We start from the raw sequence: 16816 nt of genomic DNA on the forward strand, positions 1-16816 counted from the left end.
TCTCCTGGCACGGTCGCGGGGTGGCCCGGACGGACCATGGTCGGTAAGCCTCACCTTACCCACGCGACCCGCGGGGTCAAGGTTCAGCTGCGGTGCAGCCCCGCGACGACGAGGGCCGCGAGCTCGGCGTAGGCCGCGGCGTCGTCCAGGTCGGTGGCCGCGGCGATCCGCCCGGCGTGGATGGCGGCCATCACCTCGGTCACCGCGGCACCCACGAAGGAGGCGTGCGCCGGGCGCAGCTCGCCGGCCGCCACCCCGGCGCTGACCAGCTGCTGCACCCGCCGGGCCGCCGTCCGGGTGTTGGCCGCGTACACCTCGGCCGCGGGCGGGAACGCGGCCAGGTCGGCGAAGAAGGCGGCCGAGGCCGGGCGCAGCTGCTCGCTGACCGCCAGGAGGTAGGCCTCGATCCGCCCGCCGGCGTCGGCCGGGGCGGCGGCGCGCTCCTCGACCGCGACGGTGGCCCGGGCGAAGAACCGGCGGACGGCGGCCACGACCAGCTGCTCCTTGCTGCCGGCGACCGCGTACAGCGTGGACTTCGAGCAGTGCAGCCGGCGGGCCAGCTCGTCGAGGGTGAACGCGGCGAACCCCTCGGCGAGGACCACGTCGACCAGCTGGTCGAGCAGCTCGGCACGGCGCGCGGGACCCCGGGTGGCGGTCCTGGCGGCGGTCATGGCATCCAGGCTATCTTCGGTACTGCGAAGCGTCCTGCAGTACTGATGAGAGGTGCCCGCCATGCCGGTCCAGCGTCTGGTCCCCACCCAGGAGGCCGCCGACCTGCTCGAGCTCACCCGCGAGCTCGCCCGGGAGGAGCTGGCGCCCCGGGTGGCGCAGGCCGAGGCCGAGGAGCAGTTCCCCCGGGAGGTGTTCCGCACGCTGGGCAAGGCCGGGCTGCTGGGGCTGCCCTACGCCGAGGAGCTCGGCGGCGGCGGGCAGCCCTACGAGGTCTACCTGCAGGTCCTCGAGGAGATCGCCGCGGTGTGGGCCAGCGTCGGCGTCGGGGTGAGCGTGCACGGGCTGTCCTGCTTCGGGCTGGCCACGGCGGGCACCCGGGAGCAGCAGGAGCGCTGGCTGCCCGAGATGCTCGGCGGTGAGCTGCTGGGCGCGTACTGCCTGTCCGAGCCGCACGCCGGGTCCGACCCGGCCGCGATGCGCACGAAGGCCGTCCGGGACGGCGACGCGTACGTGATCACCGGCGAGAAGGCCTGGACCACGCACGGCGGGCAGGCCGACTTCTACAAGGTGATGGTCCGGACGTCGGAGCACCGCTCCCGCGGCATCTCCTGCTTCCTGGTGCCCGGTGACGCCGCGGGCCTGTCCGCCGACCCGGCCGAGCGGAAGATGGGGCTGACCGGCTCGACCACCGCGCTGATGCGGTTCGAGGGCGTCCGGGTCGACGCCGACCGCCGGCTGGGCGCGGAGGGCGAGGGTCTGCCGATCGCGCTGTCGGGTCTGGACGCCGGCCGGCTGGGCATCGCCGCGGTCGCGGTCGGCCTGGCGCAGGGCGCGCTGGACGACGCGCTGGCCTACGCCAAGGAGCGCGAGACCTTCGGCGTCCCGATCATCGACCACCAGGGCCTGGCGTTCCTGCTGGCCGACATGGCCGCCGGCACCGAGACCGCCCGGGCGATGACCCTGCACGCCGCCCGGCTCAAGGACGCCGGCCTGCCCTACTCGCGGCAGGCCTCCATCGCCAAGCTGGTCGCCACCGACAACGCGATGAAGGTGACCACCGACGCCGTCCAGGTGCTCGGCGGGTACGGCTACACCCGCGACTTCCCGGTCGAGCGCTACATGCGCGAGGCGAAGGTCATGCAGATCTTCGAGGGCACCAACCAGATCCAGCGGCTGGTCGTCAGCCGGGCGCTGGCGAAGGGTGTCCCGGCGCAGACCGCCGTCCTAGCCTGATCGGCATGTGCCGCAACATCCGCGTCCTGCACAACCTCGAGCCGGCCACCACGCCCGACGAGGTCGACGCCGCCGCGCTGCAGTTCGTCCGGAAGGTCAGCGGGTCGGTGAAGCCGTCCCAGGCCAACCAGGAGGCGTTCGACCGGGCGGTGGCCGAGATCGCGCACGCCACCCGGCACCTGCTCGAGGACCTGGTCACCAGCGCACCGCCGCGCGACCGCGAGGTGCTGGCCGCCCGGGCACGCGAGAAGGCCGCCGCCCGCTACGCGAGGTAGCGGACGGCGGCCAGGTGACTCGCTGGAACGGCGCCCTCGCAGGGACCCGCGGCGGGCGGAGCGCGTCGTGGGGGGCGAGGGGGTCCTTCTTCAGTCGAAGACGATGACGCCGCGGATGTTCGTGCCCTCGTGCATGTCCTGGTAGGCCTCGGTGACCTGGTCCAGGGTGTACTCCTTGGTGATCAGCTCGTCGAGCTTGAGGTGACCGGCCTGGTACATGCGCAGCAGCTTCGGGATGTCCGAGTGCGGCGACTGCGCGCCGATGATCGCGCCCTGCAGCCGCTTCTGCATGAGGGTGAGGTCGAAGGCCGAGATCGGCGTGGTCTCGGTCATGTTGCCCAGCCCGGTGACGACGACGGTGCCGCCCTTGCGGATCGAGGCCAGGCCCTGCGCCGGGTGCTCGGGCTTGAGCACGCCCACGGTGATGAGGGCGACGTCGGCGCCCTGCCCCTCGGTGATCGACTGGGCGAACTCGGTGGCCTTCTCCATGTCCTCGAACACGTCGGTGGCGCCGAACTCCTGCGCCATCTCGCGCTTGAACGGCACGGGGTCGACCGCGATGACCCGGGTGGCGCCGGCGTGGGCCGCGCCCTGGACGGCGTTGATGCCGATGCCGCCGATGCCCATGACGATGACGACGTCACCGGGCTTGACCCCGCCGGCCTTGACCGCGGTGCCGAAGCCGGTGGGCACGCCGCAGCCGACGAGGGCGGCGGACTTCAGCGGGATGTCCTTGTCGATCTTGATGACCGAGGCGACGTTCGCGGTGGTGTACTCCGAGAAGGTCGAGATGCCGCACATCTGGCCCACGTTCTGGCCGTCCAGGTGCATCCGGAAGTCCTCCGGGTCGTCCGGGCGGGAGCCGACCAGCAGCAGCGCACCGGTGTCGCAGAGGTTGAAGTCGCCGCGGCGACAGGCGGAGCACTGGCCGCAGGAGGGCACGAAGGAGAAGACGACGTGGTCGCCCTCCTCGAAGCCGGGGGTGTCGGGGCCGACCTTGGTGATGACGCCGGAGCCCTCGTGGCCGCCGCAGAACGGGTAGGTCATGACCTGGAGGTCGCCGGTCTGCAGGTGGTCGTCGGAGTGGCACAGCCCCGAAGCGGCCAGCTTGACCTGGACCTCGCCCTTCTTCGGGTCGTCGAGGTCGAGGGTGACGGTCTCGTACTCGCCGGGGGACTGGCGGATGATGGCGGCGCGGGTGGTGGTGGGCATCGTTGCTCCTGCTTCGCTCGGCCTGGCGGCACTTGGTGTCACGTGCCGGTGTGACCATAAACGCATTCGTCAGACGATGGTGACGGCGGTCACGGCCCACCTGCCGGGCTGCAACCCGTTGCAACCGGCCTACAGCCCGCCGGCCACCCGCAGCACCGTCCCGGTGACGTAACCGGCGTCCGGGCCCAGCAGCCAGACCACGGCGGGGGCGACCTCGTCGGGTTCGCCGGGACGGCCCATCGGGACCCGGGCGGTCACCCGGTCCAGCCGCCCGGGGTCGCCCGCGCCGGCGTGGATGCCGGTGCGCACCAGGCCCGGGGCGACGCCGTTGACCCGCACGCCGGACGTCGCGAGCTCCTTCGCCAGCCCCACGACGAGCGCGTCGACGCCGGCCTTGGCGGCGGCGTAGTGCACGTACTCGTGCGGCGAGCCGAGGGTGGCCGCCGACGAGGAGACGCACACGACGGCGCCGCCGGCCCCGCCGCGGTCGGTCGCCATCACCTGGGCGGCGCGGCGGCAGCACAGCACGGCGCCGAGCAGGTTCACGTCCAGCACGTGCCGGACGACGTCCACCGGGGTGTCGGCCAGGTCGCCGAGGTGGGCGGTGAGCCCCGCGTTGGCGACCAGCCCGGTCGGCGTCCCCAGCGGGGTGCCGAACAGCCGGTCGACGTCGTCGGGGTCGGTGACGTCGGCCCGCACCGCGACCGCCCGGACGCCGACGGACTCCGCGTCGGCCACGACCGCGGCCGCCTCGGTCTCCCCGGTGCGGTGGCCGACGACGACGTCGTGGCCGGCGCGGGCGAGCGCGGCGACGGTGGCCGCCCCGATGCCGCGGCTCCCCCCGGTGACGACGGTCAGGGGCCGGGTGTGCATGCGGGCATCCTGCCCCGGACGCACAGCGGCCCCGGTCCCACGAGGGGACCGGGGCCGCTGCGGTGACGCGTCAGGCGGGCTGCATGGCCCCCAGGACGGCGAGGACGTCGTCCTCGGTGCGGGCCTGCTCCAGGCGGGCGACCTGGGAGCTGTCGCTGAACACCTCGGCGATGCGGGCGAGCAGCGCGAGGTGGTCGTCGCCGGCGCCGGCGATGCCGATCACGAAGCGCACCTCCGAGCCGTTCCAGTCGACCCCGCCCGGGAAGCGGACGAAGGAGATCGCCGAGCGGTGGATCGCCGACTTCGCCTCGTTCGTGCCGTGCGGGATGGCAAGCAGGTTGCCCATGTAGGTCGACACCGAGGTCTCCCGCTCGTGCATGGCCCGCACGTAGGAGGAGTCCACGGCGCCGGCCGCGACGAGCAGCTCGCCGGCCTGCTGGATGGCGGCGGCACGGTCACCGCTGGCGTCCAGGACGATCGACTCGCGGGCCAGCAGCCCGCTCGCCCCGCCGACGGCCGGGGCCGCGGCGGCACCGGCACCCGCGCCGGAGCCGTTGCGCTCGCGGAGCAGCTCGACGATCTCGTCGTAGCGCGGGCTGCCCATGAAGTTGTCGACCGAGACGTGCGCGGCCGAGGGGGACTTCGAGCGGGCCCGGTCGGTGAGGTCGCGGTGGGTGACCACCAGGTCGACGTCGTCGCTCAGGTTGGAGATGGCCTTGTTGACCACGGTGACGTCGGAGAACCCGGCGCCCTGCACCTTCTTGCGCAGCACCGAGGCGCCCATGGCCGAGGAGCCCATGCCGGCGTCGCAGGCGAACACGATCGAGTGGATCGGGCCGGTCGAGGCCGCGGCCGAGCCGCCGAGCATGCCCGCGACCGAGGACTTCTTGCCCTTGTTGGCCTCCATCTGCGCGGTGGCGGCGGCCAGGTCGCCGTCGTCGGCGCTCTTGTCGATCTTCAGCAGGAAGGCCGCGACGACGAAGCAGACACCGGCCGCGACGACCACCGAGGCGGTGACGCCCAGCAGGCTGCTCGGCGGCGAGGACGCCCAGACGGCGATGATCGAGCCGGGCGAGGCCGGGGAGCGCAGGCCCGAGCCGAAGGCCACGTTGGTGGCCACGCCGGCCATGCCGCCGAGGATCACCGCGGCGATCAGCTTCGGCTTGGCGAGCACGTACGGGAAGTAGATCTCGTGGATGCCGCCGATGAACTGGATGAGGATCGCGCCGGGGGCCGAGGACTTCGCCGCGCCCTTGCCGAACAGCGCGAAGGCCAGCAGCAGGCCCAGGCCCGGGCCGGGGTTGGCCTCGAGCAGGAACAGGATCGACTGGCCGGCGCTGGCGGCCTGGTTGGTGCCCAGCGGGGTCAGGATGCCCTGGTTGATCGCGTTGTTGAGGAACAGGATCTTGGCCGGCTCGATGAAGATCGAGGTCAGCGGCAGCAGGTTGCGCTCGACCAGGAAGTCGACGACGTTCCCGGCGACGGTGCTGAAGGCCTGCACGAACGGGCCGGCGAGCACGAAGCCGATGACGGCGAGGAACCCGCCCCAGATGCCGGCGGAGAAGTTGTTGACCAGCATCTCGAAGCCGGGGCGGATCTTGTGCGCCCACAGCGCGTCGAGCTTCTTCATCGACCAGCCGCCGAGCGGGCCCATGATCATCGCGCCCAGGAACATCGGGACGCTGGCGCCGGCGATGGCGCCCATGGTGGCGATGGCGCCGACGACGCCGCCGCGGAGGTTGTCGTTGTAGGTCATCCGGCCGCCGGTGTAGCCGATGAGCAGCGGCAGGAGGTACGTGATCATCGGGCCGACGATCCCGGTGCCCTCGTGCATGGGCGTGCCGTCGGCGTTGGTCCAGGCGCCGAGCTGGGAGACGAAGCCGTAGCCGCCGTCGTAGCCGAAGGCGTCGCCGATCAGCTTGATCCAGCCGGTCTGGATGAACAGGGCCGTGATCAGGCCCCAGGCGATGAACGCGCCGATGTTGGGCAGGACCATGTTCGACAGGAACGTGCCGAACCGCTGCACGCGCAGCCGGGCCGATCCCCGCTGCGCGGTGTCGGTGCTTGTGGCCATCGATGACCTTCTTCTCGAGAGGGCGCAGCCGGGGCGAGAGCCCGCGGACGGCGGTGGATCGGATCGTAGGCACAGTCTGTGACAGCTGTCACGGATCTGCGTTTGAGTTTGTACAAGCCGTTTCGGGCCCGGTCAAGGGGTCCGGGCCGAACGAGTCGGGCCGACCCGGGGCCCGGATGCGTACGATCCGATGCGAGGAGCCCCGTCACTACAGTGATCGCGGGCACATCCGCGCGATCGCACCCCTGTGGAGGACACATGAAGGCCCTGCGTTTCTACGCCCCGGAGGACGTCCGCCTCGAGGACGTGCCGGAGCCGGAGTGCGGTCCGCGCGAGGTGAAGATCAAGGTGCGCAACTGCTCGACCTGCGGCACCGACGTCAAGATCTTCCACAACGGGCACCAGAACCTCAGCCCGCCGCGCACCATCGGGCACGAGATCGCCGGCGAGGTCGTCGAGGTCGGCGCCGAGGTGGAGAGCGCCTTCGGCGCCAGCTGGGCCCCGGGCGACCGGGTGCAGGTCATCGCCGCCGTGCCGTGCGGGGAGTGCCACGAGTGCCGCAAGGGCTGGATGGCCGTCTGCGAGAACCAGACCTCCGTCGGCTACCAGTACGACGGCGGCTTCGCCGAGTACATGGTCGTGCCCGAGCAGGTGCTCAAGGTCGACGGTCTCAACCGCATCCCCGAGGGCGTCGGCTTCGACGAGGCCTCGGCCGCGGAGCCCTTCGCCTGCGCCATCAACGCCCAGGAGCTGCTCGGCATCGAGGAGGGCGACACCCTCGTCGTCTTCGGCGCCGGCCCGATCGGCTGCATGCACATCCGCATCGCCCGCGGCGTGCACAAGGTGGGCAAGGTCTTCCTCGTGGACGTCAACGCCGAGCGGCTGCAGATGAGCGCCGACGCCGTGCAGCCCGACGAGGTCATCAACGGCGCCGAGGTCGACGTCGTCGAGCGGGTCATGGAGCTGACCGGCGGCCGCGGCGCCGACGTCGTCATCACCGCCACCGCCGCGAACGTCACCCAGGAGCAGGCCATCGCGATGGCCGCCCGCAACGGCCGGATCTCCTTCTTCGGCGGGCTGCCCAAGACCAACCCGACGATCACCTGCGACTCCAACGTGGTGCACTACCGGCAGCTGCACATCCACGGCGCCAACGGCTCGGCCCCCGAGCACAACAAGCGGGCGCTGGAGTACATCGCCTCCGGGCAGGTGCCGGTCAAGGACCTCATCACCGAGCGCATCCCGCTGGAGCGTGCGCTGGAGGCCTTCGACATCGTCAAGAGCGGCAAGGCCATCAAGGTCACCGTCGAACCCTGAGCCACCCGCGACGGGGCCCCGGGTGCGTGCACCCGGGGCCCCGTCGTCGTCTCAGTGCCGGATGCCGGCCTGCTGCATGAGCGGCAGGATGTCGCTCTCGAACACGTCGAGCTCCTGCACCGGGTCGATCAGGCCCATGATCATGCCGTCCATGCCGGCCTGGTTGAGCTTCACCAGCTCCTCGGTGACCTGCTCCGGGGTGCCGACGATCGGGTAGCCGCCCCACCCGGCGATGAAGCGCTCCTGGTACTCCTTGACCACGTGGTCGAAGGACTGCGACGCGCCCGAGCCGGCGATCTTGATGACGTTGCCGGCGGCGCCCCAGTCGCCCTCGTCGATCACGTTCTGGAAGGCGGCCTTGGCCTCGGCCTCGGTGTCGCGGCAGACGATGAGCCCGTAGGTCATGGTCTGGATGTCGCGCTGGTGCTCGGTGCGGGCCTTCTCCTTCAGCGTCGAGGTGTAGGTCTGCACGTTCTCCAGGGTGTCCAGCGAGGCGAAGTTGACGTCGACGTTGCGGGCGGAGAACTCGATGCCGGCCTTGGAGTTGCCCGCGTTGATCAGCGCCGGCCGGGGCCCCTGGACGGGCTTCGGGTAGGCCTCGACGTCCATGCCGTTGAAGTACTTCCCGTCGACGTCGAAGCTGCCCTCCTCGGTCCACAGCTTGACCGCGTAGTCGATCCACTCCTGGCCGAAGGCGTAGCGCTCGTCGTGCTCGCGCTGCTCCCGGCCGAACATCTCCATCTCCGGGGTCACCCAGCCCATGACCAGGTTGAGCACGAACCGCCCGCCCGAGATGTGGTCGATGGTCATGGCCTGCTTGGCCGAGACGATCGGGTGCATGGTCGGCAGGTGCGAGGTCGCGGCGATCGCGATGTTCTCGGTCGCCTCGGCCAGCCCCGCGGCCCAGGTGTAGGTCTCGAAGCAGTTGCCGTTGAAGTTGGTCGAGCCGCCGAAGCCCTTCCAGCGCGCGACCGGCACCATCGCCTCGAAGCCCAGCCGGTCGGCCTTCTGCGCGATCGCCTTGGTGTGCTCCCAGGTGATCTCGTAGCTGCTGGCCGCGTGGCTCATGATCAGCCCGTAGGAGCAGTTGGTGCCGAACAGGCCCAGCTTCATGCCCTGGTCGTTGAACAGCGGGTTGGTCGTGGTGCGGTCCGCGCGCGGCTGGGTCTCGGCCGGCGGACGCGGGTCGGTGGGGGCCAGGTCCAGACGCTCGTTGGCGCGCTGGGTGGGACGGTCGTCGGTGGTCGTCACGCGGGGCTCCTCGGCAGGTCGGCGGGCCGGGCGCGGTGTGCGCTGGGCCACGTTCAGCACCGACGCTAGGAGCCGTGGGCGGCGCCGGACAGCCGCCCAGCGCACCCGCCTGACCGTTCGCCGCAGACCTCGCGACGGTCCCCTGACCTGCGCGTCAGGTGCCGGCGACGGGCAGGTCGACGACGGCGGACAGCCCGGGCGCCGGCGCCCCCGCGTGGCCCATCCGCTCCCGCTTCGTGCGGAGGTAGCGGAGGTTGTGCGGGGTCTCCACGGTGGGCAGGTGGACCCGGCCGGTGATGGTGAGGCCGTAGCCCTCCAGGCCGCCGTACTTGGCCGGGTTGTTGGTGATCAACCGGATCCGGGTGGCGCCGAGGTCACCGAGGATCTGCGCGCCGACGCCGTAGGAGCGGGAGTCCACCGGCAGGCCCTGGGCGGTGTTGGCGTCCACGGTGTCCAGGCCCTGCTCCTGCAGGGCGTAGGCGCGGATCTTGTGGCCCAGGCCGATGCCGCGGCCCTCGTGGCCGCGCAGGTAGACCACCGCACCGGTGCCCTCGGCGGCGATGGTGGCCAGGGCGGTCTCCAGCTGGCTGCCGCAGTCGCAGCGCAGCGAGCCCAGGATGTCCCCGGTCAGGCACTCCGAGTGCACCCGCACCAGCGCGCCGGCACCGGTGCGCGAGGCCGCGGCCAGGTCGCCCATGACCAGCGCGAGGTGCTCGGTGCCGTCGAGGGTGCTGCGGTAGGCCAGGGCCCGGAACTCGCCGAACTCGGTGGGCATCTGCGCGGACCCGACCAGCTCGACGAGGGTCTCGGTGGCCCGGCGGTGCCGCACCAGGTCCGCGATCGCCAGCACCGGCAACCCGTGCTCGGTGGCGAACGCCGTCAGGGAGGCCCCGGCGCGCATGGACCCGTCCTCGTCGACGACCTCCCCGATCACCCCGACCCCGGACAGGCCCGCCATCCGGGTGAGGTCGACGGCGGCCTCGGTGTGCCCGGCGCGCACCAGCACCCCGCCCTCCCGGGCGATGAGCGGGAACACGTGCCCCGGACGCCGGAACTCCTCCGCCGGCGCGGAGGTCAGCGAGCGGACGGTGAGCGCCCGGTCGGCCGCCGACACCCCGGTGGAGGTGCCGAGGTGGTCCACGGTGACGGTGAACGCCGTCCCGTGGGCGTCGGTGTTGTCGGTGACCATCAGCGGCAGCTGCAGCTCGCGGGCCCGTGCGGCGGGCATGGGCGCGCAGACGATGCCGGTCGTGTGCCGGACGACGAAGGCCATCTGCTCAGGGGTGCACAGCTCGGCGGCGACGACGAGGTCGCCCTCGTTCTCCCGGTCCTCGTCGTCGACCACCACGACCATGCCGCCGGCGGCGAGCGCGGCGACGGCGGTCTGCACGGCCTCGGTGGGGGTCCTGCGGGTCATGCGGTCACCTCGAGGGCCGTGTGGGTGCCGAACACCCGGGAGTGGTAGGTCAGCGGCTGTCCGTCGACGGTGGCCGCGGCCCGGACGAGGCCGAGGGCGACGACGTGGTCACCGCCCTCGACCAGGGACTCCACGTCGCAGGCCAGCCACCCGGGTGCGCCGGGCAGGCGGGGCAGGCCGGAGTCGGGCACCCAGTCGACGGCGGCGAACTTGTCCGGGCCCTTGCGGGCGAAGGACAGCGCCAGCGCCGACTGGGTGGAGCCGAGGACGTTCACGCCGAACCGGCCGGTGTCCCGGACCAGGGCCAGCAGGTCCGAGCCGCGGTCCAGGGAGACCAGCACCATCGGCGGGTCCATCGACAGCGACGCGAACGCCGACACCGTCGTCCCGTGCGGGACGCCGTCGGCCGACACCGCGGTGATGACCGAGACCGGGGTGGCGACCCCGGCCATCACCTCGCGGAACGCCTCCGCCAGCACGGGTCAGCCCAGCTGGAACGGGTCGCGGGTCCCGCCGGTCAGCTCGATGAACACCGACTTGTTCTCGGTGTACTCGTTGACCGCGTCGACGCCGTTCTCCCGGCCGATGCCGGAGTTGCCGAAGCCGCCGAAGGGCATGTTCGGGGCGACCACCCGGTAGGCGTTCACCCAGACCGTGCCGGCCCGCAGCTTGGCCGCGACCCGGTGGGCGCGGTGCACGTCCTTGGTCCACACCGCCCCGGCCAGGCCGTAGGGGGTGTCGTTGGCCAGCTTGAGCGCCTCGTCCTCGTCGGTGAAGGTGTAGGCGGCCAGCACCGGGCCGAAGACCTCCTCGCGGACGATGGTGTTCTCCGGGGTCACGTTGGTGACCACGGTCGGCTTGACGAACAGCCCACCGAGCTCGGCGGCCGGCTCGCCGCCGCAGGCGAAGGTGGCGCCCTCGGCCGCGGCGCCCTCGAGGTAGCCGAGCACCTTCTCGTACTGCGGCCGGTTGGCCACCGGGCCCATCTCGGTGTCGGCGTCGTTGGGGTCGCCGAGCACGATCTCGTTGGCCCGGGCGGCGATCTTCTCGACCAGGGCGTCGTGCACGTCGGCGTGCACGATCAGCCGGGAGCCGGCCATGCAGGTCTGCCCGGTGGCCGCGAAGACACCGGCGACCAGGCCGTTGGCGGCGGCGTCGAGGTCGGCGTCGGGGAAGACGATCTGCGGGCTCTTGCCGCCCAGCTCGAGGGTGACCCGGTTGAGGTTGCTCACCGCGGCCCGGGCGACGGCGGCACCGGTGGCGGTGGAGCCGGTGAAGGCGACCTTGTCCACGCCCTGGTGCGACGCCAGCGCCTCACCGGTGGAGCGGTCCCAGCCGGTGACCACGTTGAGCACGCCCGCGGGCAGCCCGGCCTCGTGGAGCACCTGGGCGAAGGCGACGGTGGAGGCGGGGGAGTGCTCGGAGGGCTTGACCACGCAGGTGTTGCCGGCGGCCAGCAGCGGGGCGAGCTTGAAGGTCAGGAGCAGCAGCGGGGAGTTCCACGGCGTGATGGCGCCGACGACGCCGACCGGCTCGCGCACGGTGTAGCCGAAGTAGTTCGGGTTGACCGGCGGGACGGTGCGGCCCTCGATCTTGTCGGCCAGCCCGGCGAAGTAGTAGTACCAGTTCGGCAGCCCCTTGAGCTGGCCGAGCATCTCGCGCATCAGCTTGCCGGAGTCGTTGACCTCGAGCTGGGCCAGCCGCTCGGCGTTGGCGAGGATCGCGTCCCCGCACTTCCGCATGATCGCGCTGCGCTGGAACCCGGTCATCTGCCCCCACTCGCCCTCGAAGGCGGTGCGGGCCGAGGCCACGGCCTCGTCGACGTCCTCGGGGGCGCCGTCGGCGAGCACCGCCCAGGCCTGGCCGGTGTAGGGGTTCTGCGACTCGAAGGTCTTGCCCGAGCGGGCGTCGACGGTCTTGCCGCCGATGAACAGCCCGAAGGACTCGAGCTCGGTGGACGTCGCGGTCGTCATCGACTGCTCCTTCTCGGTGTGGTGCCGGTCACGGCAACGGTAGGGAGGCGTGCGGGTCGGCGACCATCCGTTGTCCGCCGACCTGTGTCCGCAGAGCGCTAGACCTGCGGGTGCAGTGCGCGGATGGCCGCCGACCCCTGGACGGCGCGGGTCAGGTCGACCAGCGCGCGGCCGTGGGCGGCGGCCAGCTCGGCGGCGTCGGCGGTCAGGCCGTCGCCGTCGAAGTGCGGGTGGGAGAGCACCAGGCCCGGGCTGAGCACCTGGCAGCCGTAGAACCCGGCGAGCAGGCTGCGCAGCGAGTCCTGCGCCAGGAAGTGCTCCGGGGCGTTGTTGGTCATCACGATCGCGGCCGTGGTGCCGGCCAGGTGCGCCGTCGTCTCGGTCGTGTACCGGCCGCGCTCGGCGTTCTCGAACAGGCTGCGCAGCAGGGCCGAGAACGACGCCCGGTAGGTGGGGCTGCCGAAGACGACGGCGTCGGCGGCCTCCACCGCGTCGAGCACGGTCGCCACGTCGGTGTCGGCCAGGCTCAGCTTGATCACCTCGGCGCCCGCGCAGCCGGCCAGGATGCCCGCCACCCCCGCGTCGGTGCGGCCGCCCACCGACGGGCTGCCGACGACCCCGACGACCTTCACGGGCGGAACTCCCCGCGCGGCCTGCTGGCCCCGCCGGCCCGGTACAGCGAGCTGGGCAGCGGGTGCTCCACCGCCCGCTCGGTGACGGCGGCCGCGGCGAGCACGAGGTCCAGGTCGATGCCGGTCTCCACCCCGGAGTCGTCGAGCCAGTAGACGAGCTCCTCGGTGGCGATGTTGCCGCTGGCGCCCGGGGCGAACGGGCAGCCGCCGAGGCCGCCGACCGACGCGTCGAGCTGGGTGACCCCGGCCAGGACGGCGGCCAGCGCGTTGGCCTGGCCGGTGCCGCGCGTGTCGTGGAAGTGCGCGCCCAGCGGCAGGCCGGGTGCCGCCGCGCGGACGGCTTCGAGCAGGTCGACGGTGCGCCGCGGGGTGACCGTGCCGATCGTGTCGCCCAGGCAGAGCTGGTCGGCGCCGGCGGCGACCGCGGTGGCGACGACGTCCAGGGTGCGGGACGGATCGGTCCGTCCGTCGAACGGGCAGTCCCAGGCGGTCGCGATGATCACCTCGAGCGAGCCGCCGGCGGCGTGCGAGACCTCGGCGATGGCGCCGATCGCCTCGGCGGCCTCGGACGTGGGCCGGCCGGCGTTGGCCCGGGAGTGCGAGTCGGCGGCGCTGACCACGTACTCCAGGTGCGGGATGCCGGCGTCCACCGCGCGCTGCGCCCCGCGCAGGTTGGCCACCAGCGCGGAGAAGTGCACGCCCTCGTACCGGCCCAGCGCCGCCGCGACCTGGTCGGCGTCGGCCAGCGCCGGGACCGCCTTCGGGGAGACGAAGGAGGTCACCTCGATGCGCTGCACGCCGGTGGCGACCAGTGCCTCGAGCATCTCCAGCTTGGCCTCCAGCGGGACCGGGTCCTCCAGCTGCAGGCCGTCGCGCATGCCGACCTCGCGGACGTCGACCCTGGGTGGCAGCTGCACTCAGATCACCCCTTCGGCGGCCAGTGCCGCCACGTCGGACTCGGTGAGGCCCAGCAGCTCGCCGTAGACCTCGGTGTTGTGCCACCCCGGCCTCGGCGGCCCGGCCCACTTCACCGCCCCGGGCGTGGCCGACAGCTGCGGCGTCACGCCCGGGCCGAGCACGTCGGCGTCCACCCCGAGGTCGTGGTGGTCCACCAGCATGCCCCGCGCCAGGAACTGCTCGTCGACCGCGACGTCGGCGACCGTCGCCACCGGGCCGACGACGACGCCGGCGCCGCTGCAGCGGGCCACCACCTCCTCGGGCGGGAGCTGCACCGCCCAGGCGCCGATGAGGTCGTCGAGCTCGTCCTGGTGCCGGGCGCGGGCGGTGTGCGTGGCGTAGCGCTCGTCGTCGGCGAGCTCGGGGCGCCCCATCGCGGCGCACAGCCGCCGGAACAGGGTGTCCTGGTTGGCCGCGATGATCACGAACGTGCCGTCGGCGGTCCGGTAGCTGTTGGACGGGGCGATCGCGTCCAGCCGGGTGCCGCTGGGCTGGCGCACCAGCCCGGCGCGGGAGTAGTCCGGGACCATCGACTCGGTCACCGCCAGGCAGGAGTCGGTGAGCGCGGCGTCGACCACCTGGCCCTGCCCGGTGCGGGCGCGGGCGACCAGCGCGGTGAGGATGCCCTGGCAGGCGAACATCCCGGCCAGCGAGTCGCCGATCGACAGCGCCATCCGCACCGGCGGCTGGCCGGGGAAGCCGGTGACGAACCGCAGCCCGGCTCGGGCCTCCGCGACGCTGGCGTAGCCGGGCTGGGCGGCCATCGGCCCGGTCTGGCCGTAGCCGGAGACCCGGGCCAGCACCAGGCCGGGGTTGGCCGCGGCCAGCCGGTCGTACCCCAGGCCCCAGCGCTCCATGGTGCCCGGGCGGAAGCTCTCCACCACGACGTCGGCGTCGGCGGCCAGGGCCAGGAACAGCTCCTGCCCCCGCTCGCCGCGCAGGTCCAGGGTGATGCAGCGCTTGTTGCGGGCGTGCACGGTCCAGAAGAAGCCGCGACCGTCCTCGTGGGCCTGGCCCCAGGTGCGCAGCGGGTCGGGCCGGTCGGGGGCCTCGACCTTGATGACGTCGGCGCCCTGGTCACCCAGCAGCCGCCCGGCGAACGGGCCGGCGATGAGGGTGCCGATCTCCAGCACGCGGATGCCCTCGAGCGCTCCGGCGGTCATGCGGCTCCTCCACGTCGTCGTGCGGGACGGCCCGACGCTAGGGGCGCGGCGGGACCCGGGACCATCCGCGCCCGGCGGACCTGCATCCGCAGAGCGCACGCATCGCCGGGCCCTCTGGACCCGACATGCGTTGCGCCCTACCTTTCCCCGTGACGCCGGGCACCGCAGCCCGGCCGGACGACGGGAGCACCATGTCCGACATCGTCGAGACGCAGACGCGGATCGCCGACCGCACCCTGACCGCCGTCGAGGAGCTGCTGCGCAGCATCGACGACGGCGACCTGCACGTGGCCGACCCCGGTGGCGGGTGGACCGGCGCCACGGTGGTCAGCCACATGACCCTGGCCGGGCTGCTGTGGGTGGCCGACATCGCCCGCCTGCAGGCCGACCCCGAGCTGGACTTCTTCTACCGGGAGGAGATCGGCCACGACACGATCGGGGCGATCCCGCCGACCGCGGCCGAGGCCGCGGACAAGATCGCCTCGCTGCGCCGGACGATGGTCACGACGCTGCCGATGCACACCCCGGAGATCCTCGAGCGGTCGGTGGAGATCACCACGCTGGGGCGGATGACCGTGGCCGAGTGGCTGCCCATCGTGGTCGGCCACGTGGTGCACCACCGCGACCAGCTGCACGCCGTCCTCGCCTCGCGCGGCAAGCTGCCCGAGCGGTTCGTCGTGCCCGAGGGCCACACCGGCGAGGACGCCGCGTGAAGGCGGTCGTCCTCGCCGGCGTCGGCCAGGTCGAGGTCCAGGAGCGCCCGGACCCCACCGCCGACCCGCTGCACGTGGTGGTGCACGTCGACGTCGCCTCGCTGTGCGGCACCGACGCGCACCAGTTCGAGGGCCGCATCGACTCACCGTTCCCGCGGGTGCCCGGCCACGACTTCGCCGGCACCGTCGTCTCGGTGGGCGAGGGCGTGGACGAGTCGCTGGTCGGCCAGCAGTTCGCGGTCAAGCCGTCCCTGCCGTGCGGGGTCTGCGCGGCCTGCGTCGACGGGCCCTCGCTGGACTGCCCGAACAAGAAGCTCATCGGGCTGTGGAGCGACGGCTGCTTCGCCGAGCTGGTCGCCGTCCCGCGGGTGAACCTGGTGCCCATCCCCGACGGTGTGCCGATCTGGGGCGCGGCCCTGCTGGAGCCCTTCGCCGTCGCGCTGAACTGCATCGACCGGCTGCAGATCAAGCTCGGCGACTCGGTGCTGGTGCTCGGCCAGGGCCCGATCGGGCTGGCCGTGGCGCGGTTCGCGGCGCTCTCGGGCGCCGGCCGGCTGACCGTCACCGACGTCCGCGAGGAGGTCTTCGAGGTCTCCCGGGCGTTCGGGGCCACCGACTGCCTGGACAGCCGCACCGACGGCCTGGTGGACCGGGTGCTGGAGATGCACGGCGGGCGCGGGGCGGACATCGTCGTGGAGACCTCGGGTGCGCCCGCGGCGTCGGCGTCGGTGATCGACCTGGTGCGCAAGGAGGGCAAGGCGAGCTTCATCGGCTACGCCAACGACCTCCCGGGCATCCCCGTCGTCCCGATGATGCTCAAGACCGCGACGGTGTTCGGGGTCGGCGGCAACGGCGGCCGCGGGCAGTACGAGCGGTCCCTGGAGCTCATCCGGGCCGGCCGGGTGGACCTGAGCCCGCTGGTCACGCACCGGTTCTCCCTGGACGACGCCCCGGAGGCCTTCGAGGTCGCCAGCACCAAGCGGGACGGCGCCATCAAGGTCCTCCTGGAGCCCTGACCCCCCGGCCCCCCTCGGGGTGCCGGAAGCTCCACCCC

The 16816-nt window shown here is 72.8% G+C and carries 16 protein-coding genes; 5 read left to right on the forward strand and 11 right to left on the reverse strand.

Translation table 11 applies throughout. The annotated features are described in order from the left end of the window. Positions 1-83: 83 nt before the first annotated feature. Positions 84-671, reverse strand: a complete 588-nt coding sequence (locus BLT39_RS05170; RefSeq protein ID WP_091059976.1) for a TetR/AcrR family transcriptional regulator — start codon at positions 669-671, stop codon at positions 84-86. Between the two features lie 61 nt (positions 672-732). Here BLT39_RS05170 and BLT39_RS05175 point away from each other — a divergent pair, with 61 nt between their 5' ends. Beyond that, positions 733-1905 (forward strand): acyl-CoA dehydrogenase family protein, encoded by a 1173-nt coding sequence (locus BLT39_RS05175; protein WP_091059979.1) that lies wholly within the window; start codon positions 733-735, stop codon positions 1903-1905. A gap of 5 nt (positions 1906-1910) precedes the next feature. Next, positions 1911-2180 carry a DUF2277 domain-containing protein gene (locus BLT39_RS05180; protein WP_091059983.1) on the forward strand — a complete coding sequence of 90 codons (270 nt, stop codon included), beginning with the start codon at positions 1911-1913 and terminating at the stop codon, positions 2178-2180. Between the two features lie 90 nt (positions 2181-2270). On the opposite strand, the gene BLT39_RS05185 is transcribed toward BLT39_RS05180, so the two are convergent. The 3 genes from BLT39_RS05185 to BLT39_RS05195 form a co-directional block, all read right to left on the reverse strand. Next, positions 2271-3392: an NDMA-dependent alcohol dehydrogenase gene (locus tag BLT39_RS05185; RefSeq protein ID WP_091059987.1), complete on the reverse strand. Its 1122-nt coding sequence runs from the start codon at positions 3390-3392 to the stop codon at positions 2271-2273. Between the two features lie 129 nt (positions 3393-3521). Further along, positions 3522-4265, reverse strand: a complete 744-nt coding sequence (locus BLT39_RS05190) for an SDR family oxidoreductase (protein WP_091059991.1) — start codon at positions 4263-4265, stop codon at positions 3522-3524. A 70-nt stretch (positions 4266-4335) separates the two neighbouring features. Continuing rightward, positions 4336-6339 carry a PTS mannitol transporter subunit IICBA gene (locus BLT39_RS05195; protein ID WP_091059993.1) on the reverse strand — a complete coding sequence of 668 codons (2004 nt, stop codon included), beginning with the start codon at positions 6337-6339 and terminating at the stop codon, positions 4336-4338. Between the two features lie 258 nt (positions 6340-6597). Here BLT39_RS05195 and BLT39_RS05200 point away from each other — a divergent pair, with 258 nt between their 5' ends. Then, positions 6598-7656, forward strand: coding sequence for a zinc-dependent dehydrogenase (locus BLT39_RS05200; protein WP_091059996.1), 1059 nt, complete (start codon positions 6598-6600; stop codon positions 7654-7656). A gap of 51 nt (positions 7657-7707) precedes the next feature. Here BLT39_RS05200 and BLT39_RS05205 read toward each other — a convergent pair whose 3' ends face one another. The 7 genes from BLT39_RS05205 to BLT39_RS05235 all read right to left on the reverse strand — a co-directional run bounded on the left by BLT39_RS05205 (position 7708) and on the right by BLT39_RS05235 (position 15049). Next, on the reverse strand, positions 7708-8907 hold the full coding sequence (locus BLT39_RS05205) for an LLM class flavin-dependent oxidoreductase (protein WP_091059999.1): 1200 nt from the start codon (positions 8905-8907) through the stop codon (positions 7708-7710). A 154-nt stretch (positions 8908-9061) separates the two neighbouring features. Further along, positions 9062-10324, reverse strand: a complete 1263-nt coding sequence (locus BLT39_RS05210; RefSeq protein ID WP_091060003.1) for a bifunctional 3,4-dihydroxy-2-butanone-4-phosphate synthase/GTP cyclohydrolase II — start codon at positions 10322-10324, stop codon at positions 9062-9064. Beyond that, a complete protein-coding gene (locus BLT39_RS05215; RefSeq protein WP_242658176.1) occupies positions 10321-10803 on the reverse strand; it encodes a flavin reductase family protein in 483 nt (160 codons plus the stop codon). Before BLT39_RS05215 ends, BLT39_RS05210 begins: the two co-directional genes overlap by 4 nt. Positions 10804-10806: 3 nt before the next feature. Next, the gene (locus BLT39_RS05220) at positions 10807-12297 is read right to left on the reverse strand and encodes an aldehyde dehydrogenase (protein ID WP_091060006.1); all 1491 of its coding nucleotides are present in this window, start codon (positions 12295-12297) and stop codon (positions 10807-10809) included. 98 nt (positions 12298-12395) lie between these two features. Beyond that, a complete protein-coding gene (locus BLT39_RS05225; RefSeq protein WP_091060008.1) occupies positions 12396-12929 on the reverse strand; it encodes an NADPH-dependent FMN reductase in 534 nt (177 codons plus the stop codon). Next, positions 12926-13846, reverse strand: a complete 921-nt coding sequence (locus BLT39_RS05230; RefSeq protein WP_242658177.1) for a hydroxymethylglutaryl-CoA lyase — start codon at positions 13844-13846, stop codon at positions 12926-12928. Before BLT39_RS05230 ends, BLT39_RS05225 begins: the two co-directional genes overlap by 4 nt. Further along, a complete protein-coding gene (locus BLT39_RS05235) occupies positions 13847-15049 on the reverse strand; it encodes a CaiB/BaiF CoA transferase family protein (RefSeq protein ID WP_091060011.1) in 1203 nt (400 codons plus the stop codon). It abuts the gene before it with no gap. Positions 15050-15240: 191 nt separating this feature from the next. Here BLT39_RS05235 and BLT39_RS05240 point away from each other — a divergent pair, with 191 nt between their 5' ends. Both BLT39_RS05240 and BLT39_RS05245 read left to right on the forward strand, forming a co-directional pair. Further along, positions 15241-15762: a DinB family protein gene (locus BLT39_RS05240; RefSeq protein ID WP_165640155.1), complete on the forward strand. Its 522-nt coding sequence runs from the start codon at positions 15241-15243 to the stop codon at positions 15760-15762. After that, entirely contained in the window at positions 15759-16778 is a 1020-nt protein-coding gene (locus BLT39_RS05245) for a zinc-dependent alcohol dehydrogenase (RefSeq protein ID WP_165640156.1), read from the forward strand. Before BLT39_RS05240 ends, BLT39_RS05245 begins: the two co-directional genes overlap by 4 nt. The last annotated feature ends 38 nt before the right edge of the window (positions 16779-16816 follow it).

The organism is Klenkia brasiliensis, assembly GCF_900100695.1.
Lineage (GTDB): Bacteria > Actinomycetota > Actinomycetes > Mycobacteriales > Geodermatophilaceae > Klenkia > Klenkia brasiliensis.